The sequence below is a fragment of the Arthrobacter sp. MW3 TE3886 genome (assembly GCF_041262145.1).
Classification (GTDB): domain Bacteria; phylum Actinomycetota; class Actinomycetes; order Actinomycetales; family Micrococcaceae; genus Arthrobacter.
In genome coordinates, this window is the sequence record NZ_JBGCAN010000001.1 from 2330235 (window position 1) to 2349943 (window position 19709).

Annotated in this window: 19 protein-coding genes; 8 read left to right on the forward strand and 11 right to left on the reverse strand. The window is 65.9% G+C overall.

Annotated features, from left to right (window positions below; genetic code table 11):
* Positions 1 to 350: 350 nt before the first annotated feature.
* Positions 351 to 530, reverse strand: coding sequence for a hypothetical protein (locus tag ABH915_RS10555; protein ID WP_370120806.1), 180 nt, complete (start codon positions 528 to 530; stop codon positions 351 to 353).
* Between the two features lie 187 nt (positions 531 to 717).
* On the opposite strand from ABH915_RS10555, the gene ABH915_RS10560 reads away from it, so the two are divergent.
* Both ABH915_RS10560 and ABH915_RS10565 read left to right on the forward strand, forming a co-directional pair.
* On the forward strand, positions 718 to 3132 hold the full coding sequence (locus tag ABH915_RS10560) for an HAD-IC family P-type ATPase (protein ID WP_370120808.1): 2415 nt from the start codon (positions 718 to 720) through the stop codon (positions 3130 to 3132).
* A 188-nt stretch (positions 3133 to 3320) separates the two neighbouring features.
* Complete coding sequence (locus tag ABH915_RS10565) at positions 3321 to 3644, forward strand: hypothetical protein (protein ID WP_370120811.1); 324 nt, start codon at positions 3321 to 3323, stop codon at positions 3642 to 3644.
* A gap of 347 nt (positions 3645 to 3991) precedes the next feature.
* On the opposite strand, the gene ABH915_RS10570 is transcribed toward ABH915_RS10565, so the two are convergent.
* Genes ABH915_RS10570 through ABH915_RS10585 form a run of 4 tightly spaced genes read right to left on the reverse strand, consistent with a single transcriptional unit; the run spans position 3992 to position 9367 of the window.
* Positions 3992 to 5638 (reverse strand): flavin monoamine oxidase family protein, encoded by a 1647-nt coding sequence (locus ABH915_RS10570; RefSeq protein WP_370124986.1) that lies wholly within the window; start codon positions 5636 to 5638, stop codon positions 3992 to 3994.
* A 41-nt stretch (positions 5639 to 5679) separates the two neighbouring features.
* Positions 5680 to 6534 (reverse strand): nitrilase-related carbon-nitrogen hydrolase, encoded by an 855-nt coding sequence (locus ABH915_RS10575; RefSeq protein WP_370120814.1) that lies wholly within the window; start codon positions 6532 to 6534, stop codon positions 5680 to 5682.
* Positions 6531 to 7859, reverse strand: coding sequence for a M20 family metallo-hydrolase (locus tag ABH915_RS10580; protein WP_370120817.1), 1329 nt, complete (start codon positions 7857 to 7859; stop codon positions 6531 to 6533). The genes ABH915_RS10575 and ABH915_RS10580 overlap by 4 nt, the downstream gene beginning before the upstream one ends.
* Positions 7856 to 9367: an amino acid permease gene (locus ABH915_RS10585; protein WP_370120820.1), complete on the reverse strand. Its 1512-nt coding sequence runs from the start codon at positions 9365 to 9367 to the stop codon at positions 7856 to 7858. The genes ABH915_RS10580 and ABH915_RS10585 overlap by 4 nt, the downstream gene beginning before the upstream one ends.
* Positions 9368 to 9552: 185 nt before the next feature.
* Here ABH915_RS10585 and ABH915_RS10590 point away from each other — a divergent pair, with 185 nt between their 5' ends.
* Positions 9553 to 10725, forward strand: coding sequence for a helix-turn-helix domain-containing protein (locus tag ABH915_RS10590; protein WP_370120823.1), 1173 nt, complete (start codon positions 9553 to 9555; stop codon positions 10723 to 10725).
* Between the two features lie 327 nt (positions 10726 to 11052).
* Here ABH915_RS10590 and ABH915_RS10595 read toward each other — a convergent pair whose 3' ends face one another.
* The 4 genes from ABH915_RS10595 to ABH915_RS10610 form a co-directional block, all read right to left on the reverse strand.
* Positions 11053 to 11964, reverse strand: coding sequence for an NmrA family NAD(P)-binding protein (locus tag ABH915_RS10595; RefSeq protein WP_370120826.1), 912 nt, complete (start codon positions 11962 to 11964; stop codon positions 11053 to 11055).
* A 42-nt stretch (positions 11965 to 12006) separates the two neighbouring features.
* Entirely contained in the window at positions 12007 to 12462 is a 456-nt protein-coding gene (locus tag ABH915_RS10600) for an SgcJ/EcaC family oxidoreductase (RefSeq protein ID WP_370120829.1), read from the reverse strand.
* A gap of 15 nt (positions 12463 to 12477) precedes the next feature.
* Positions 12478 to 13071 carry a TetR/AcrR family transcriptional regulator gene (locus ABH915_RS10605; protein ID WP_370120832.1) on the reverse strand — a complete coding sequence of 198 codons (594 nt, stop codon included), beginning with the start codon at positions 13069 to 13071 and terminating at the stop codon, positions 12478 to 12480.
* Positions 13072 to 13222: 151 nt separating this feature from the next.
* Positions 13223 to 13855 (reverse strand): isochorismatase family protein, encoded by a 633-nt coding sequence (locus tag ABH915_RS10610; protein ID WP_370120835.1) that lies wholly within the window; start codon positions 13853 to 13855, stop codon positions 13223 to 13225.
* A gap of 110 nt (positions 13856 to 13965) precedes the next feature.
* Here ABH915_RS10610 and ABH915_RS10615 point away from each other — a divergent pair, with 110 nt between their 5' ends.
* From ABH915_RS10615 to ABH915_RS10635, 5 genes are all read left to right on the forward strand, one after another.
* Positions 13966 to 14466, forward strand: coding sequence for an SRPBCC family protein (locus ABH915_RS10615; RefSeq protein WP_370120838.1), 501 nt, complete (start codon positions 13966 to 13968; stop codon positions 14464 to 14466).
* 128 nt (positions 14467 to 14594) lie between these two features.
* A complete protein-coding gene (locus tag ABH915_RS10620; RefSeq protein ID WP_370120841.1) occupies positions 14595 to 14939 on the forward strand; it encodes a hypothetical protein in 345 nt (114 codons plus the stop codon).
* A gap of 84 nt (positions 14940 to 15023) precedes the next feature.
* Positions 15024 to 16130, forward strand: a complete 1107-nt coding sequence (locus tag ABH915_RS10625) for an alkene reductase (protein ID WP_370120843.1) — start codon at positions 15024 to 15026, stop codon at positions 16128 to 16130.
* Positions 16131 to 16219: 89 nt separating this feature from the next.
* Positions 16220 to 17290: a CE1758 family FMN-dependent luciferase-like monooxygenase gene (locus ABH915_RS10630; protein WP_370120846.1), complete on the forward strand. Its 1071-nt coding sequence runs from the start codon at positions 16220 to 16222 to the stop codon at positions 17288 to 17290.
* 131 nt (positions 17291 to 17421) lie between these two features.
* On the forward strand, positions 17422 to 18180 hold the full coding sequence (locus ABH915_RS10635; protein WP_370120849.1) for a glucose 1-dehydrogenase: 759 nt from the start codon (positions 17422 to 17424) through the stop codon (positions 18178 to 18180).
* 185 nt (positions 18181 to 18365) lie between these two features.
* Here the strand turns inward: ABH915_RS10635 and ABH915_RS10640 are convergent, their stop codons facing one another.
* Positions 18366 to 19133 carry an SCO1664 family protein gene (locus ABH915_RS10640; RefSeq protein WP_370120850.1) on the reverse strand — a complete coding sequence of 256 codons (768 nt, stop codon included), beginning with the start codon at positions 19131 to 19133 and terminating at the stop codon, positions 18366 to 18368.
* A complete protein-coding gene (locus tag ABH915_RS10645; RefSeq protein ID WP_370120853.1) occupies positions 19133 to 19687 on the reverse strand; it encodes a DUF3090 domain-containing protein in 555 nt (184 codons plus the stop codon). The genes ABH915_RS10640 and ABH915_RS10645 overlap by 1 nt, the downstream gene beginning before the upstream one ends.
* Positions 19688 to 19709 lie beyond the last annotated feature (22 nt).

The window sequence follows — 19709 nt, forward strand, 5'->3', positions numbered from 1 at the left end:
TGGGCCGCTGACTGTGTACAATCCTCCCTTATGGTCCCGTGCGGGGGCCCATTTTTTGTTGGTGACAGTTGCGGGTCCGGGGGCTACTTCTCTGCACTTGGACAGAGGTGTAGCTGCGTACTCCTTCATGGCCGGGAGCGCTTGAAACTGCATGACTTGGAATCAAATCCTCATGGTCATCCCTGTGTCGGCGGTGGGAACTCCTGGGAAAGTCCCGTCATGACCTCGTTGATGTTCTCGAGCACCGGGTAGGGCGGGGCGAGCCGATGGAGTTTGGTGAGGACCAGGGCGCCGCGGGCCCCGGACAGCCGGCGACTTCGTATAGTCCTGGCCGTTCCTGTTCCTGCCGGTCACGCCGTGGTCACAGTGATCGAGTCCTTGTGGCCGCCCTGACCCCTGCGTGTCTTGCGCGGCGTTGCCAGGTCCTGTTCGGAGGTGCGGACCCGGACGCAGCCGCTGATCTGCGCGGATCCCGGCCGCCGCCGTCCGGCGCGCCATAACGGCACACCAGCATCCGTTGACAGCATCATTGAGATTCCTGCGGGAATTCCACCGCGGAGTTGATGAAAGCCGCAGTGCGTCACATTGTGGCACTACGGCGGATACCATCAGAGGGTGAAGGCATACCGCCGGCGCAGGAGACGAGCCTTTCTGCATCGGCGTGCGTCCCCGGCCGCCAAACGCCGGCCGGCCGCCAAGGGGCTGACGCAGGGGGAGGTGGCTACGCGGGTCGAGCGCGGGCTCACCAACCGCGTGCCGGACACCACCAGCCGGAGCCTGTGGCAGATCTTCCGGGCCAACGTCTTCACGCTCTTCAACGCAATCGTCGGCACGAGCTTCCTGCTGCTGTTGCTCCTGGGGCAATGGCGGGATGCCCTGTTCGGCCTCGCCGCTGTCAGCAATGCCGTGATCGGCGTCGTCGAGGAATACAGGGCGAAGAAGTCCTTGGACCGGCTGGCTGTCCTCAACGCCCCGCTCGCGCGGGTGTTGCGCGAGGGGCAGATCCACGACATCGCCACGGCCGACGTCGTAAAAGATGACCTCCTGGCGTTGCGGGCCGGGGATCAGATCACTGCCGACGCTGCCGTACTGGAGTCGTCCGGCCTGGAGGTGGACGAATCGCTCCTCACGGGCGAAGCAGACCCGGTGGGTAAGGATGCGGGGACGGAAGTACTCTCCGGATCGATCGTCGTGGCCGGCCACGGCAACGCCCAGGTTGTCCGGGTCGGATCGGCGTCGTTCGCGAGCCGGCTGACGGCAGATGCGCGACGCTTCTCACTGGTGAACTCCGAGATCCGCAACAGCCTCAACCGTGTAATGCGCTGGATAGCCTGGATCCTGCTGCCCGTGGCCCTCCTCGTGCTCAACGGCGAGATCCAGGCGCGCGGCGGCTGGCAGACCGCCATTTCCACCGGGGACTGGACCCCCGCGCTCGTGGGACTCATTGCCAGCATGATCGCGATAGTCCCGCTGGGACTAGTGCTGCTGACGAGCGTGGCCTTCGCCGTGGGCGGACTCCGGCTGGCTAAACACAACGTACTGATCCAGGAACTCGCGGCTGTCGAGGGACTGGCACGCGTGGACGTACTGTGCATGGACAAGACAGGCACTCTCACAGAAGGAGGGCTGGTCTTCGACGCGGTTCACCCGCTGGCGCCGCAACCGGGATGGGAGCAGGCCCTCGCATGGTTTGGCGCCGAACCCGAAGCAAACGCCACGGCACGCTGCCTGAGCACGGCCTTTGAGGATGACGGCGGCCTTCAACCCGTCCGGTCCGTGCCGTTCTCCTCCGCCCGGAAGTGGAGCGGAGTCAGCTTCAACGGGAGCGCCCGCGGTGCGCGCACCTGGATTCTCGGAGCACCGGAAATGATGCTTGTGCAGGGCGACGACGCAGCCGCACATCTGAAGCCGTCGATCCCGGCGCCCGACGGCGCAGTACCGCGCCAGAGCGACGTCTTGCGCCAGGCCGGCGAACTGGCCGCATCAGGGCTGCGGACCCTGCTCCTGGCCGGCGCGGATCAGTTGCCAGCCAATGGGAAGGCCGAGCAGCTGCCAGCGTCGCTCCACCCTGTGGCGCTGCTGACCTTCCGGGAACAGCCGCGCTCGGATGCCCGGCAGACCCTCGAGTTCTTCCGGACCGAGGGGGTCGGGTTGAAGATCATTTCCGGCGACGATCCCCGCACCGTTGCCGCCATTGCCCGCAGGGTTGGCCTGGAGGTCACGGAGGGCTTCGACGCACGTTCACTGCCGGAGGACCCGCTGCATCTGGAGGAGGTGATGGAATCAAACATGGTGTTTGGCCGAGTGACGCCAGCCCAGAAGAGGGCCATGGTCGAGGCGCTCCAGCGCCGGGGACATACTGTGGCCATGACGGGCGACGGCGTCAACGATGCCCTCGCGCTCAAGACGGCCGACCTTGGCATCGCCATGGATTCCGCGGCGCCCGCCACCAAGGCAGTCGCGCGCCTGGTATTGCTCGACGGCCGCTTCGACCGGCTTCCCGGAGTCCTCGCTGAGGGCCGGCAGGTCATCGCCAATATTGAGCGGGTCTCCAGCCTCTTCCTCAGCAAAACGGTCTATGCGACCGCCATCGCGGTGACCTTCGGGCTCCTGCAGTGGACGTTTCCGTTTCTTCCCCGCCAGCTATCCTTCACGGACGGCCTGACGATCGGAATCCCGGCCTTCTTCTTGGCACTCATGCCGAACCCGCGCCGCTATCAGCCCGGATTCCTGCGCCGGTCCCTATGGTTCTCCGTCCCCGCCGGACTGATCGTCACGGCTTCCCTGCTGACACTGAACGCATTCGCGCCGCTGGCCGGCACCGCTACGTCCGAACAAGTCAGCAGCGCCTCTGTGCTGACGCTGTCCATGGTCGGACTGTGGATCCTCTCGGCTGTGTCGCGCCCCCTCAACGCGGCGCGCCTGGCCGTGGTGTTGGCCATGGGCACCTCCCTGCTGGTCTCGCTCAACCTCCCGCTCGTGCAGGAATTCTTCCTGCTTTCCCGTCCACCCGGCGGGTTGTTGCTCGCGGCCGTGGCGTGCGGGGCCGCTGGGGGCCTCGGAGTCGAGGTCCTGGCCCGGGTCCACGCCCGGGCATTCCCACGACAAGGTCCAGTGGTGAAGAGGGGCTAAATGGGCTCATCAACTATTAGCGGGATGTCCTTCAATCGAAGGGGCTCGTAGCCCTGCAAGCATAGGTGTGGTCCAGACAGCTCTTGCTGGGGACTACGAACCTTGTTACTCATTACGCAGACGTGCGATGCCGCGTCGATTCTGTTTAATTTGGAGGGTCGCTCGACGTCGATGTGAACCTCGGTGTTGTGGCGCTGACCATCGGCGTGGTGATCGCGCTGGTAGATCCGGGCGTGGGACGCAAGGCCATCGCCCGCATTGACTGGAGCACCACCCTGCTGCTTGGCGGCATCATCTCCTATGTGGCCGTCCTAACCCGGCTTGGTGCCATTGACCAACTAGGGGAGGCGGCCCGTTCCGTTTGCCAGCCGCTGCTAGCGGCGTTCGTCATCTGCGTCATCGCTGCATCGTTCCACTGTAAACAAGCACCTCACCATCTGGGGCCTGTCGATGGTTGTCATTGGACCAGTAATCACGCTCGGGGTCCTCGTGGTCCCATCCTCTGGGCTTAGTTCGACACATCCCGAGGGGGCGGGCGCTGGTGAAAGGCAGTGCCCGCCCATACTACTTTTCGGCCCCAGCCGGCATGCGCCCGGTATTCCCGGGGAGTGATGGCCAGCAGCGCCGCCTGCGTACCTGATCGGTTCCGGACTGACCAACTTCGAAAAGCCTCTAGACGTACACAGCGGCATCGCAGCGGCTCATGCCGCGGAGTCCGCAAATCCATGACCTCCCTTGCCAATCGCTGCCGGGGGATCCCGTCGACACACGGCGCCAAGGTCCCCCATGCAGCCCCTTTCTTCCGGTGTTTTGGTGGCTTAGTGCTGCCATCTAACGCGTCGGCCCGCCCGGGACGTGTTTAAGGCAGGCGGATTGGCTTGAGCTCGTCGAAGCGGTCGCCCGGACCGGGGTTGTCGGGGTGTGTTTTTCCGCCGAGTTGGGTCATGACGCCCCACACGGCGTTCAGCCCTGTGGTTACGGCCCCGTCGGCCCAGCCGCCGGTCCAGGAGACGTCGTCGCCGGCGAGGTAGATGCCCCGGTGGGCGGAGTCGGTGCCGTCCTGCATGAAGTGGGTGTAGAGCCGTTCCTGGTAGCGGTAGTGGCCGGGCAAGTTGTCGCTGAACGCCCCCATGAAGTTGGGGTCGTCCTCCCAGGAGACGGTGATTGGTTCACCGACGATGTGCGAGGCGATGTCCACGGTGGGGTAGATCTGCTTGAGCGAATGGAGCATGAGCCGGACCCGTTCGTCGGCGTCCAGGGGAAGCCATTTGAGGGCGTCATCATTCCAGGTGTAGGACAGGCAGATGAGTGCCGGCTGGCCGGGGCCGTTGTCCAGCAGGTAGGTGCCGCGGGTGAGCCGGTCCGTCAGGGTGGTGCTCATGACCTGCCGGCCGGTTTTCGGGTCAATGTCTTTCCAGAAGGGGCGGTCCACCACGACGAATGTCTTGGAGGACTGCATGTAGTGGCTGCGTTCAATCGCCGTCCACAGTTTGTGGCTGAAGAGCGATTCGTCGACGTCGATTCTGGCCGAGAGGAGCCAGCTCTGGCAGGTTGCGATGACTGCCGGGAATGCGGAACTCTTGCCCCATTTGTCGGTGACTTCAATGGTGCCGGGCGAGCCGTCGGCCGCCGGGATCCGGCGGATGGCGGCCACACCGGGGCGGTGGTGCCCGCCGTGGAGCGAGGCGAGGCTGGTACCTGCGGGCCAGTGTGTCAGAGCGTCCGGTGCGTGGTTCCAGAGCCGTTCGGGGAGCAGTTGGGCCCCGCCGACGATGCGGTGCTGGTCGGCGTCGGCGTCCACGTAGACCACGCGAAGGATTTCCAGAATCGAGTCCGGGAAGTTGGTGTCCCAGCCGCCGGTTCCGAAGCCCACCTGACCGAACGCTTCGCGGTATTCGAACGGCAGGGCAGAGAAGGCTCTGGACGTGGCGAGGTAGCCGGAGAAGGAGGTGTCGTCGAAGCGGGGGACCAGTTCATTCCACAGCGCCTTGATGGCGGGAAGATCCCGGGTGCGGATGGCCTCCTGCATGGCGCTGAAGTGGGCGCGCTCCTCGAGGCAGTCGTCCCAAGCGCGGGAGACCTCACCGAAGAACTCGGGGAGGTCGGCGGGGGTTTCCGCGTAGTGGGCTTGGCCGCCGAGCTCGATCACGGTGCTCCCGGCGGCAGGGGTCAGCGGGTTGGGGAACGGCTGGGTTTCGATGCCCGTGAGGTCTGCGTAATGGAAAAAGGAGGTCCCGGACCGGGGGAACCGCATCCCACCGAGATCGGCCACAGGCCCGGCAGAACCGGGCTGGGTGCCGGCGCGGAGCCGGCCGCCGATGCGCGCTGATTCGTACACCACGGGCTTGAGGCCCATCTTCATCAGCTCGTACGCGGCCACGAGGCCGGAAAGTCCTGCCCCCACGACGGCCACTTCGGTGCCGTACATGTCCTCGGGCACCGAGCCGAGCCCGGCGGCGTGGCCGAGGTACTCGTCGTACGGGAAGGGAAAATCGGGGATGAGCATGCTCAGGGGAGCGGCAGTCGAGGTACTGCTGGCTGCGGTGGTCACTGGGGTCCTTTACTCGGGAGGCGTGCGGTGCGGGCGCTGGCAGTTGCCGGCGTCCGGATCGTGAGGTGGGAGAGGTAGTCGGTGTCGCGCCGGGCGCGGCGAAGAACGGAGGGATCGACGTCGGCCAGGATGAGCTGGTCCTCGTCGGCGGCTGCTGCCAGGCGGCGGCCGTAGGGGTCCGCGATCGTGCTCAGTCCGGCGAAATGCGGTCCCGAATGGTTCGCGTACGCAACGAACATCTGGTTTTCCAGTGCCCGGGTGGGCACCACCATGGACGGGATCAGCCGGGTGTCGAACGGGTGGTCCTCTCCGCCGTCGCCCGGGTCTCCGGAGCGGAGCGGGACGGCCGTGGGGATGCACAGCAGTTCCGCCCCGGCGACGGCGGCCGCCCGTGCGAATTCAGGGAATTCGATGTCGAAACAGATCCCCAGCGCCACATTGACGCCGCCAAAGGGGACGACGGCGGGCGGTGCCTGCCCGGCCTCGAAGGCCTGCCGTTCGGCCGGTCCGAAGAGGTGCTGCTTGCGGTAGCGGGTGAGTTCGGTGCCGTCCGGGCCGAAGAAGGAGGCGGATATGTAGTGGTTGCCGCCATCGTGCTCCACCGTGGACGCCACCAGGGCAAGGCCGGTGGAGGCCGCGATGTCCGCCAGTCGTACCCGCTGGGCCGCGCCGTCCTGGCCGTGGACGAGGCTTGGCGCGTAGCCGGATATGAACAGCTCCGAGGTCACCAGGATGTCGGCGCCGAGCCTGCGGGCTTCTTGGGCGCGGGCGGCGACGTGGCGCAGGTTCTGTTGGGGGGCATTGACCAGCCCGGTGGACTGGAGGACCGCCACCCGGAGGGGGCCGGTCATGCTGCCCCGTCCAGGTCGCCATTGCAGAGCCGTTCCACGACGCGGGTGAGCATGTCCACGCCGGCGCAGGCGTCGTCGTCGTTGGTGAATTCACGTTCGTTGTGGGAAATGCCGTCCACGCTGGGGACAAAGAGCATGACGGTCGGCACGATGTCCTTCATGTTGATGGAGTCGTGCCCGGCGAGGGTGAAGACCCGGCGGTGGCTCAGGCCCAGTTCCTCGGCGCATTCCTCGGCCAGCTCCACCCCGGCAGGCTGGTAGGGATTGATGCCCCAGGCGTGCGATTCTTCGACGTCGATGCTGACGTTGGTTTCCGCTTCGATCCTGGCGATGCCGGCGCGAAGCAGTGCCTGGGCTGATGCCAGGACGTCCTCGTCCGCGGTGCGCATGTCCATCACGAGGTCCACCTGGGACGGGACGACGACCGGGGAATTCGGGTAGACGGTCAGCTGGCCCACGGAGGTGTGTAGGACGGCGCCGGGGAAGTGGTCGGCGATTTCCCGCAGCAGGACCACCAGCCGGGAGGCGCCGAGCAGGGCGTCCTTGCGGTCGGCGATGATGGTGGAGCCGGTGTGGGCCTGTTCGCCGTGGACCGTGGCGGAGTATTTCACGGCGGCCCAGCAGGAGTGGACCAGGCCGATCGTGGCATCCTCGGCCTCCAGGGAGCGTCCCTGTTCGATGTGGATCTCGGCGTAGGCGGCGGCCTCGGGACCGTTGCCGCTGCCCAGGTGCCCGATCCCGGCCAGGGCGTCGCGCACGCTGGTGCCCTCGACGTCGGTCACGGCCAGTGCGGCGTCGGCGGGCAGCTTTCCGGTGTAGACGGAGCTGCCCATCATGGAGGGGGCGAACCGGCAGCCTTCCTCGTTGAACCAGTCGACGACGGCGAGGTTGTACTTCGGCGTCACGGTGCTGCGGGAAGCGACGGAAGCGACGGAAGCGGCGGCGGCTTGCTCGGCGAGCCGGCGCCCGGCGTGCAGTGCGGCGGCGACGCCGTACGCGCCGTCGTACTTCCCGGCTGTGGGCTGGCTGTCCAGATGGGAGCCCACCACGACGTAAGGCGCTCCGGGGGTCCACTCGATCAGGGCAAAGAGGTTGCCGATCCGGTCGGTTTCCGTGCGGAAGCCGTACTGGGCCGCGAGGGAGGTGAACCAGGTCCGCGCCTGGGCGTCAGCAGTGGTGGCGGCCTGGCGGTCCACGCCGTTCCCGGCCGTTTCGCCGATTGCCGAGAGGCTGCGGAAGTCTCGGAGGAACGCACCAGCGGCGGTGGCTGGGTCGGGGGTGGCGACGGCGTCGGTGTGGGCGGGGCGGGTGGCTGCCGTGGTCATGGCGTGGGCTCCTGGTTCTGGTGAGGGGTGGATGATGCGGGTGTTGATGGTGCTTCCAGGACTGCGAAGGCACCGGTGAGGGGGTGGGTCCGGGCGAGCTCGTTGACGCGGCCTCGGACGGCGTACCAGCCGGCGATCAAGGCCGGGATGATGATGACGAGGGAACCGACGGTGTAGGTGCCGACCGGGAAGTCGAAGAGCATCAGCACCAGGACGGCGGCCAGGAACCCCAAGGTCAGGTAGGAGGTCCAGGGTGCCCCGAAGAGCCGGAAGGTGGGGCGCGCCATCAGGCCGGCCTTGGACCATTTGTAGAGTTTCAGCTGGCACAGGATGATGGTCGCCCAGGTGCAGAGGATGGCCAGGGCGGTGGCGTTGATGGTGATTTCGAACGCCATCTTGGGAACGACGGCGTTCAGGGCCACACCCAGCAAGGTGAATGCGGCGGTGAACAGGATGCCGCCGTAGGGCACCCCGCCGCGGCTCATCCGTTCCATGAACCGCGGCGCCGCGCCGGTCTGGGCCATGGAGCGGTAGATCCGCCCGGTGGAGTAGAGCCCGGCGTTGAGGCTGGACAGCGCGGCGGTCAGTACCACGAAGTTCATGACGTCCCCGGCTCCGGGGACGCCGATGCTGGCGAAAAAGGTCACGAAGGGGGACTCGCCGGCCTTGTATGCGGTGTACGGGAGCAGGACCGTCAGCAGGGCGGTGGATCCGACATAGAACACGGCGATCCGGACGATGACGGCATTGACCGCCTTGGGCATGATTTTCCGGGGCTCCTTGGTTTCGCCGGCGGCGACGCCGATCATGTCGATGCCGGCGTAGGCGAACACGATGCCCTGGACAATCACGACGGCGGGCAGGAGGCCGTTGGGCAGCACGCCGCCGTGCTCGGCGATCAGGGAGAAGCCGGGCTGGTGGCCGGCCACGGGGAAGTTGCCGGCCAGGAAGATGCCGCCCACCAGCAGGAATGCCACGAGGGCGCCCACCTTGATGATGGCGAACCAGAACTCGAGCTCGCCAAACAGCTTCACCGAAATGAGGTTCACACCGGTGACCACGACCAGCGCGGCGAGGGCGAGAATCCACTGCGGCACGCTGCTGAAAGCGGTCCAATAGTTCAAGTAGACGGCGACGGCGGTGATGTCGACTATGGCGGTGAGCGCCCAGGACAGCGAATACACCCAGCCCGAAATGTAAGCTGCCTTTTCCCCGTAGAACTCGCGGGCATATGAGACAAACGAGCCGGACGAAGGCCTGTGTAGGACCAGTTCGCCGAGTGCACGAAGGATGAAGAACGCGAAGAGCCCGCACACGGCATAGATGACAGGCAGCACCGGCCCCGCGGTGGCCAACCGGCCGCCCGCGCCGAGAAACAGTCCCGTGCCGATGGCCCCGCCGATGCCGATCATCTGGACCTGGCGGTTGGACAGGCCCTTTTTGTATCCGGACTGCTCGTCGGGGCGGACGGCTGCGGTCCGCTCTTCGACTGGGTCAATGGTGGTCATGGAATCTCCTGGCCGGTGAAAGTGTGAGAGCCGCCACGCTGCGGCTGACTTCGATCGTCCCAAGGACCACGGCCGTTGCCCATGACGGGAAAGACCGGAACGGGGACCAATAAATGTACGAAAGTACATCCCCTCTGCCGCCGGATTCGGCGATGATGGAGTGAGATTCAGGACGAAAGGCTCACGTGGGCGAAATTGAGCGGTGGCAGGGCCTGGTAGACGCTGTTGGCGGGCAGCTCCCGGACCTAGTAGAGAAGTTTCTGACCCGGATCCTTCCCGATCCCGCCTACGCGGAGTCCGGCCTGACCTTGGAGGAGCTGCGGCGCAGCAGCCTTAGTTCCTTCTCTGCCATGCTCGTGGCGCTGCGCGAAACGGCCCCGGACACTGATGCACTGGGGCTCATGGCTGCCGAGCTTGGCGCCCGCCGGGCACGTCAAGGTGTGCCCCTGGACAGCCTCGTCCGCGCGATACGCCTGGACTTCTCGGTGCTGTGGGATGCCTTGTCCGCTCCGGCGCTGGGCGCCGATCCGGCGCTGCTGGTCAAGAAAGCCGAAGTTGTCTGGTCTACCGTGGACCGGTTCGCTGCCTCCGTTCACGAGAAATATTTAACGGAGCTGGAGGAGATTGAAGGCGCCGACGCCGATCTGCAGCAGCAGTACCTGACGCAGCTTCTGGCTCCATCGGAGCCGTCGGCCACGGACCTGTCACGTATTGCGGGAGCTCTGCGTGTTGACGCCCGCTCGGCGTTTCTCGTGGCGGCGATCGACCGGAACGACAGCCTGACAGTCAAACGGCGGGTTCGGGCCCGGCCTCCAAGGGACACCGCTGTCTTCACCTACGATCAAGGGCACCACACCCTCATCATCCGGCCGCGGAACGCCTCCGCCGAGGAGCGGCTGAGTTTTCAGGAGGCTGCCTTGTTCGACGGCATGGCCGCGGCGGTGGCCCCACACCCCGACGGGATTGGCGGCGTGCGCACCGCTGTCAGCGCGGCCCGCGAGATCATGAAGGACCTGCCTATGGGCAGTAAGGGTATCTTCACGCTTCGGGACCGCTGGCTCTCCATCACCTCACACCGGTTGTCGCAAGTGGGCTGCGACCCGGCGCGGCTCGTTAATGCCGGGCTCCGCGGCTGCGGGGGAGAGGAACGGAACAGGATCCTAGAAGCGGTGGCTACGTTCCTGGACTGCGGAAGCCTCGTGGAGTCGGCCGCCATTCTCCGCTGCCACCGGAACACTGTCGTCAACAGGCTTGCCGCCTTCGAAAAATACACCGGGCTGGACCTGCATAAACCTCGGGATGCGGCTCTGGCTCTGCTCGCCCTTCCCGCGGCCGACGCGCGCCCTGGGCATGAGTGAATAGCGAGCCAAAAACCATCCCGGCCTGGTTATCTCGAATCAACGTCTTATCGGCATCACTCGCTTGTGGGGCGAGAACCTTCGCGAGCAACACCGTTGGGTTTGTGATGTGGGTCGGCTCGGTGATCCGCATCCATCACGCAAGCCGATACGGGTGCTTGTCGCTGGGCCAGGGTCGGCAGCCGTCGTGACCATTCCTTGGTGTCGAGCTGTGCCGCGACGAACACTGCCAGGTCACGAAGGCTTAGCTTCCAGCCTCCGGAAGGGTTTGACACGTCGGAGATGCGGATGTCGTCTGAATGGCCCTGCTGGAAGACGCGCCGCCCGTCAGGCGGTGCCGGCCGCCATTGTTGCCACGTAGTGGCGCACGCTGGTCGGCTGGATCCAGGGGTAGCGGTCGTTCATGAGTGGCCCGAGTCTTCCCTTGCCGCTGAGCATGGCACGCCAGTACATCAGCGGTATGGCGGAAAATCCGCCGTGACCGTCGGCTTGGCGCCGGTCAATTTCGGCATCCATGTCGGCAAGTGTGCCGAGTTTCTTGACGGTGAGGCTGCGACCAAGTCCTGCTTCGGCCTCTGAGACCAGCTCGTCAAAGGTGAGCACATCGCCTGCGACGTAGATTTCGTCCGGTACCGGACGATCGTCCATGGCCACGGCGGCCGCGTAGGCGGCGGTGTCCGCAAAGGTCGTGAACTCCATTTTCGCGTCGCCGTCACCCCAGAGATAGGCCTCTCCCTTGTCGAGATCGAATGCTCCGAGGAAACCGAAGAGGACGCCCCGGTCGAGGAAAGCGCCGTTGAGCAGGTGGACGACGCCCACGTCGCCGCGTTCGGATTCGGCCCGACTGGCGAATGCGCGGCGGAAGTCCGAATGGATGTTCTCACCGTCATTGAGTCCGAAAAGGTTCATGCTGTAGTCCGAGGCGATGAACCGTTGCACGCCGGCGTCCCGCGCTGCCCGCAACCATGTCAGCTGCGCCTCCACGATCGTGGCGGGCCCTCCCTGGACGGCGGAGACCACAGTGTGCACATTGTCGAATGCGCCTTCTTCGTCCTCGAAAATTTCAGATTTTGCAGCGATTTCGGCGTCGAGCTTGGAACGGCTCTTGGGACGGACGAGTAGCCGGAGTCCAGCACCCTGCTTCAGGAGCTCCCGCGCGATCATGCCTCCAAGATGTCCGGTGGCGCCGATCAGCAGCACTGTCTTGGATGCTTCTTGATCCTGGGTTTGAGCAGTCACTGTGGAAGTTCTCCTCTTGGGTCCAATTCCGGAGCTGAGCTGTTATCGACGGCGCGCATAGTTTTCCGGGGCGAGGCTGCCGTCGGTGGCGAGGTGGGTTTGGGCGCCGGGGACCCGGTCGGTGTTTTGGGCGCTGACGGCGAGCCAGCGGCCGTCGCTTTGCCGGGCGAGGGTGAAGCTGAGCACCCCGGAGCGGTCACCGGCCGGTTCGCCGGTGGGGGTGATCTGTCCGGTGAGGGTCCAGGCGGCGTGGACGACGGCGACGTCGGGTCCGAGTTCCCGGGCGACAACCTCATCGAGGGTCATGACGGTGTGGGGGAACATGTGTCGGAAGCCATAGGCGTGGTTGTCCCGGATCTGGGCGCGGGTTCTCCACCAGAGCCCGACCACGTTGACGAAGTCGGCGTCTTCGGTGAAGAACTCCGCCAGGAGTCCGGCGTCGGCGGCGTTCCAGGCAGCGGCGAAACCGGTGGCGATGTCCTCTGGTGCATCATCCATCGACGGGACCTTTCGTTACTCAGTAGCGGTGATCTCCAGCGGGGCCAGGAGGTAGGCCAGGGACCGTTCCAGCCTGGCACGGTCCATCCCGGCCCGCACGGTGAGCTGGAAACCGGAGAACGCGGTGACCAGCGCGCTGGCCGCGGCCCTGGCGTCGACGGATGCCGGTACGGATCCGGCGTCCTGGCCGGCGCGGAGGTGGTCGGTGAAGGCGTCCTCGAGCAGTTGGTGGTCCTCGGCCACCCGGGTGCACACGGCGGCGTCGGATTGGGCCAGTTCGGCGGCCTGGTTGGTGGTCATACAGCCGAAACGCTGCCAGTCCTCGGTCCCGGTGCCGACGACCTCTTCGAAAAATGCCCGGATCCCGTGCGGGGCCGGGTGGGCGGCGAGCACCCGCGTCATGTTTTCGGCCCGGCTGGAGCGGTAGAGGTCGTAGGTGGCCAGGAACAGGGCGTGCTTGTCGCCGAACCCGGCGTAAAGGCTGCTCTTGCTCAACCCGGTGACCTTCAGGAGATCCGCCATGGAGGTCGCCTCGTAGCCGTGCTCCCAGAACGCGCCCATCGCGTTCTCTAGGACCGCGTCCCTGTCGAACTCCGGTTTGCGTGCCATGTGGACTGCTCCTTTTTGTTGTGGACCAACCGGTCCCTGTGTATCCCACCGTACCAACAGGGGCCTGCGGAACACCTGCCCGCTGACCCGGCCGGCCGGTGCGGGCGGCCGGGTCAGCGGGCATCCTGTTCGGGCTGGTCGGTGACGTGGCTCAGGCGTTCGCGGTGGCGCGGGCCGCCGCGGCGAAGCTGGCAGTGAGGTTGCCGTAGAAGTGCAGGTGGGTGCCCATGATCCGGCCCAGCTCCTGGCCCTTGTCGGCGCGCCAATCGCCCTGCAGCTCGGCGGCCACTGCGACCCAGGTCATTGGCTCGACCCCGGCCTTGACCATCCGCGCGACGGCGATTTCCTGGACGAGTTTGTTCCAAGTGCCGGAGGCGTCGATGACGGCGTAGACCTCGTAGCCGGCGGCCCGTGCGGCCAGGGCGGCCAGGGCGACGCACACGTCGGTGGAGACGCCGGCGATGATGAGCTTCTTGCGGCCGGTGGCCTTGACGGCGGCGACGAACTCGGCGTTGTCCCAGGCGTTGATTTCGCCCGGGCGCCTGATGACCGGGGCGTCGGGAAGGTTCTGGGCGACCACGGGCAGAACCGGACCGTTGGGGCCGTCCTCGGCGGAGGTGGTGATCACTGCGGGAAGTTCGTAGGCCTTGGCCAGTTCCGCCAGGGCGGTGACGGCGGTCAGGTACTCCGGGTAGGACTGGTCCTGGACGCCGTTGGAGAGTCCGGTCTGGTGGTCGATGAAGAGAATGGCGGCGTTGTCGGCGGTAAGTCGTTCGTAGCCCATGATGGCGATCCTTTGGTAGTTGAAATTACGGACCGATCGGTCCTGTATCAAACCGTATCACTATCGGGACCGATTGGTCCAATAGGCTTTTGGGTGTCTACGGTGGTGCCATGATCTACGTTTCGAATGTCCTGCCAGTGAACAACAACGACGAATTTCCGCTCACCCGGGCCCAGCTCTGGGACGGGCTGGTGCTGAAGGCCAACAATGCCCTGCCCTTCGTGGGGGCGATGAGTGACTGCACGGTTACGAACCGCATCAGCGACACGGTGTTCGACCGCGACATCGTGGTCCGTGGGGAGCCGCACACCGAAAGGATCACCCTTCAGGAGCCCAGGCGTGTGGTCTTTACCCGGACCGCGGGCGCCGTGCTCGGCACGATCGCCAACGAGATCGAGGGCACCGACGAGGACCTCAGGCTCCGCTTCAGCTTCGCCCTCGTGGTCTCCGGCGTCGAACCCGGATCCTCCGAGGAACAGGCCTACGCGGACGGCATGAAGTCCGACTACCTCAAGGCCGTCGAATCAACCATCGCCTCCGTGCGCGCGACGGCAAGGAAGACGGCCGCCGGGAACTCAGCCGTCGTACGCCGCGCGGCCCAGCAGGCGTAGACCAAGCCCAAAACCGCAACCCGTTGACCGGTGCGGGCCCGCCACGCGTGCGGCCCCGCCACGCGTGCGGCCCCGCACCGTGCTTCACGCCGCACATACTGCGGCGCCCACCAACTTTATGGAGACAGATGGAACACGAAGGCAAGGCACTCGCCGCTGACGAAACCGACTCACACCACCACCGCACCGCCGGCATCGCCTCAGTGCACGTTCGCGCCTTCATCACGTGGTGCGCAATCTTTCCCCTGGTCGCACTAGGAATGGCCGCCATGGCCCCGTTCACCCAGGACTGGCACCCCGTCCTGCGGACGTTCGTGCTTACCCTCGTGGTCGTTCCCCTATCGGTCTACCAGGTCGTGCCGCGGCTGCTGCTCGCGCACAGCCGGCTGAGCAATGCGGCACGCAACCGAAGGCTGCGCCGGGCCGCACGCCGTTCAGGTCACGCCTCCCGGCGGAGCGAGAGCACCTCCTAGCCGGAAACGTTCGAACCGTATTTGAACGCCCAACAGGGTCACCGCCACCGGTGGCCGCACCCCAACAGTGAGGACAGCACAACCATGACGACCGCCTTTGAGATCTACGAACTGGGCAGCATGGCCCTGAAAAACCGCCTCGTGATGGCGCCCATGACGCGCAGCCGCGCGACCGCCCCCGATGGAACCGCCACCGCGATGATGGCGGAGTACTACGCGCAACGCGCCGGCGCCGGACTCATCATCAGCGAGGGGATCCAGCCCTCGGCCGTCGGCCAGGGCTACACCAACACCCCCGGCCTGCACTCGGCTGAGCAGGTTGAATCCTGGAAGCCGGTGACGACGGCAGTCCACGAGAACGGCGGCGTGATCTACGCCCAGCTCATGCACACCGGCCGGGTCGGCCACCCGAGCCTGCTCCCGGAGGGGATGCATCCCGTGGGCCCGTCGCCCGTCACGGCCGCCGGACAGGTCTACACGTACGAGGGGATGCAGGCATTCGTCGAACCGCGCGAGCTCCCCGACACCGGGATCGCCCAGACGATCTCGGACTTCGCCGACGCTGCGCGCAACGCGATCGACGCCGGCTTCGACGGCGTCGAGATCCACGGCGCAAACGGCTACCTCATCCACCAGTTCCTGGCCCCGAACTCCAACATCCGTACCGACGACTGGGGCGGCAGCGTGGAAGGACGTATCCGCTTTGGCGTCGAGGTCGCGTCCGCCGTCGCCGCAGCGATCGGCGCGGAAAGGGTCGGATTCCGGATCTCACCCGGCGCCACTTTCAACGACATCCAGGACGACGCCGACCTAGCGGCGACCTACACGGCCCTCGTCGGAAAGCTCGCACCCCTGGGCCTGGCGTACCTGCACATCATGGAATCCGCCGACCGTGAACTCACCAATACCCTCCGCGCCGCCTGGCCCGGCACCCTCGTCCTGAACCCGAACACCGCTCCCGACCCCACCGGGCCCGATGCGCTGGCCCTCGTCGAGGACGGCACCACCGACCTCGTGTCCTTCGGCGCCCTGTTCCTGGCCAACCCCGACCTGCCCGCACGGCTCGCCGCCGGCGGCCCCTTCAACACCCCCGACCGCTCAAGCTTTTACGGCGGCGACGCCACCGGCTACCTCGACTACCCGAGCCTCGAGGATCTCGCGGTCCTCACCGGTGCGAAGGAAGACGCATGAGCACCGCCGGGGCTTTTCCCGCACCGACCGCCGCCGCGCCCGCCGCCGCGTTGCGGGCACCCCGGATCACAGAGTAGAGGGGAATCATCATGCAGATCGGAATCTTCAGCATCGGCGACCGCACCCCGGACGCCGTCACGGGACGCATCCCCGGAGACACAGAGCGCCTGGACCAGATGGTCGACCTCGCCGTCACGTCCGAAGAGCTCGGGCTCGATGTCTTCGCGGTGGGAGAGCACCACAACCCGCCGTTCGTGACCTCCGCCCAGAGCACCCTCCTCGCGTTCATCGCCGCACGGACCAGCCGGCTGCTGCTCTCGACCGCCACGACACTGATCACGACGAACGACCCGGTGAAGATCGCCGAGGACTTCGCCGTGCTCCAGCACCTCTCCAAGGGGCGTACGGACATCATGCTCGGCCGCGGCAACACCGGCCCCGTCTATCCGTGGTTCGGCAAAGACGTCCGCGACGCTCTCGCACTGTCCACCGAGAACTACGCGCTGCTGCGCCGGCTGTGGACCGAGGAGAATGTCGACTGGACCGGCAAACACCGCTCCCCGCTGACATCGTTTACGTCAGTGCCGCGTCCCCTGGGCGGCACGCCACCCTTCGTATGGCACGGCTCCGTCAGGACACCCGAGGTCGCCGAACAGGCCGCGTTCTACGGGGACGGCTACTTCTCCAACCACATCTTCGCTCCGCCGGCACACACCCAGCGGATGGTGCAGCTGTACCGGGAACGCTTCGAGCACCACGGCCACGGCCCCGCGGCACACGCCATCGTCGGACTCGGCGCGCAAGCGTTCATCCGTCCGCGCTCCCAGGACGCCCGGGCCGAATACGGTGCCTACTTCGCCGGAACGCCGCGCCTCGGCGGCCTCTCGGTCGAGGAGTACAGCGCCCAGACACCGCTGGCCGTCGGCAGCCCCCAGGAAGTGATCGACAAGATCCTGGCCTACCGCGACTACTCCGGCGACGTCCACCGCCTCCTGTTCACCATCGACGCCTTCGGCACTCCCGCCGGCATCGCGCAGGAACAACTCCACATCCTCGGAACCGAGATCGTTCCGGTCCTGCGCAGCGAGATGGCACCCGCCGCACCCCCGGCGCTCCGACTCACCCACACCGGGCGCACCGCAGCAAACGTCGCCGACTGAACGCCCTGCCCGCTGTCCGTCCAGCGCCCGGGCACTGGTGGCGTGTAGTAGTCGCCAGTTGATTGAACCGCATCACAACGTGAGGCACTCAAATTCAGGGTGCCTCAACCGCAATGGAAAGTAGGAATATCATGAGTGAATCGCTTGCCGGCAAAGTCGCCATTGTCACCGGAGGAGGAGGCGGAATCGGCCGAGAGACGGCCCGCGTGCTTGCCGAAAAGGGTGCACGCGTAGTCGTGGCTGACCTCTCGGAAGAAGCCGGACAGGAGACGCTCGAGGTTGTGGGCGCCGGGGACGACGCCATGTTCGTCCGCGCCAACGTCACAGATCTCGACTCGATGACCGCCCTCGTCCGCGCAACGGTAGACCGCTATGGCCGCCTCGACATCGCGCACAACAATGCCGGAATCGAATTGAGCGGGCCGGACCTGGCCGACGTGACCGTCGAGGACTTCAACAAAATCATCGCGGTCAACCTCACCGGCGTCTTCATCAGCATGAAAGTAGAGATCCCCCAGATGCTCTCTCAAGGCGGTGGGTCCATCATCAACACCGCATCATCGCTCGGCCAGGCAGCGATTGCACACCAATCCGCATACGTGACCTCTAAGCATGGTGTGATCGGATTGACGCGCGCCGCAGCCGTCGAGTATTCCGAGCGCGGCATCCGCGTGAACGCCGTACTGCCTGGTGTGATCCAGACGCCCATGATCGATTCCCTCGAAGAAACGCACCCTGGCTTCAAGGAGGCGCTGCTGGCGAAACACCCGATCGGCCGGCTGGGCTCACCCAAGGACATCGCAGAGGCCGTCGCGTGGCTCGGTTCCGACGCCGCCGCGTTCGCTACAGGGTCGTTGTTCAACATCGACGGCGGCTACCTCGCTATCTGACGGCGATGGGCCCTGCCCTTCGGCGGGGCAGGGCCCATTCCAACCCGACCGGGTCGAATGTGGGGCGGTGCGGGCCGGATTCCGCATGTTTCCGGGCGCGTCCAGTGTTTGCGGGGGAGTGCATGCAGTTCGAGTCCCACCTCGGGCACGTCTTTTCCCTGGTCAGGGGCCGGTGGGTAATTCCCTTAGAACAGCGGCCAGGGCACCGCCGACATCTCACCGCTCGGAGCCGGAAACCGCCCTGCCAGGCGCAACCGGGCGCAGCGCGCGGCGAGCGATGCGATTTCTTCGGCGCTGAGCAAGTCCGCCAGGTTTCGGCCCAGCCCACCGTGCAGTCCTTCGCTGACACGATCGATGCCGTTGCGTTCCTCGACGGTCAGAGCTTCTCCCAGCCATCCCCACAGCACCGTGCGCAGCTTGTGGTCTCGGTGAAAGGTGAGCCCATGGTCCACGCCGTGCCGGTGTCCGTCCGTCATGGCAAGAATGTGGTCGCCTTTGCGGTCGGCGTTGTTGACGACCATGTCGAACACCGCCATGCGTCTGAGCGCCGGCGAGTCTTCGTGAACGAGGGCGACCATCCGTCCGTTCTCATCCCGTCCCTCGAGAACGTGTTTCCAGCCCGTCTCCGGGACGTGGTCCGTCGCGACCAGGTTCACGGCGCTTTGGGCTGGGTCTGGCTCCTGCCAGAGCTGCACCATGCCTTCGCCCATCGGACCGTCGCGCAGCCAGGTGTGGGGCACGACGTCCCAGCCGAAGGCCTGCGAGACCAGGTAGGCGGCCACCTCCCGCTGAGCCAGTGTGCCGTGGGGAAAATCCCACAGCGGACTTTCGCCTGCTATCGGCTTATAGACGACCACCACGTCGCCGATGCTGCCCAGAAAGGTAGCGTTTGAAGCCGTCGTGATGCGGCCGGTGAGCGTCAGCCCGGCGGTCACTAGGTCCGGCGCTGGCATCAGACCTCGGGAAGGGTGCAGATGTGCCCGTCGGCGTCTATGGGGTAACCGCAGAGCGGGCACGTCGGACGCCCGGCGCCCACGATCTCCCGGGTGCGCTTGGCGAATGCGCGGGCGGTGCCGACCGGCATTCGCACCAGCAGCATTTCGGGCTCGTTAGCGCCGTCCTCATCGAGCGATTCGTCGTTGTCATCAGCATCGAGATCGGTGATGGGTTGGGCCTCTAATACGACCTGGGCAGTGGTTGGGTCCCAACCTAAGCTCATGGCGCCGGCACGAAACTGCTCCTGAACGGCCTCGAGCTGGTCATTGTCGACAAGTTCAATGGGAGTACTCGTGGGAACGCTGAAGGGGTTGCCCTCGAGGGTGATCAGCTGGTCGAGAATTTCGTCTATCTTCTCCGCGAGCAGAGCCGACTGCTGCTTCTCCAGGGCAATACTCACGATCTGCGACCCTGCGCGCACCTGCAGATAGAACGTTCGCGCCCCCGGAAGGCCAATGGTGCCAACGACGACCCGATCAGGCCAGGCAAACTCGTGAACACGTGTAGGCATGTCAGTATTCTAGGCACATGAG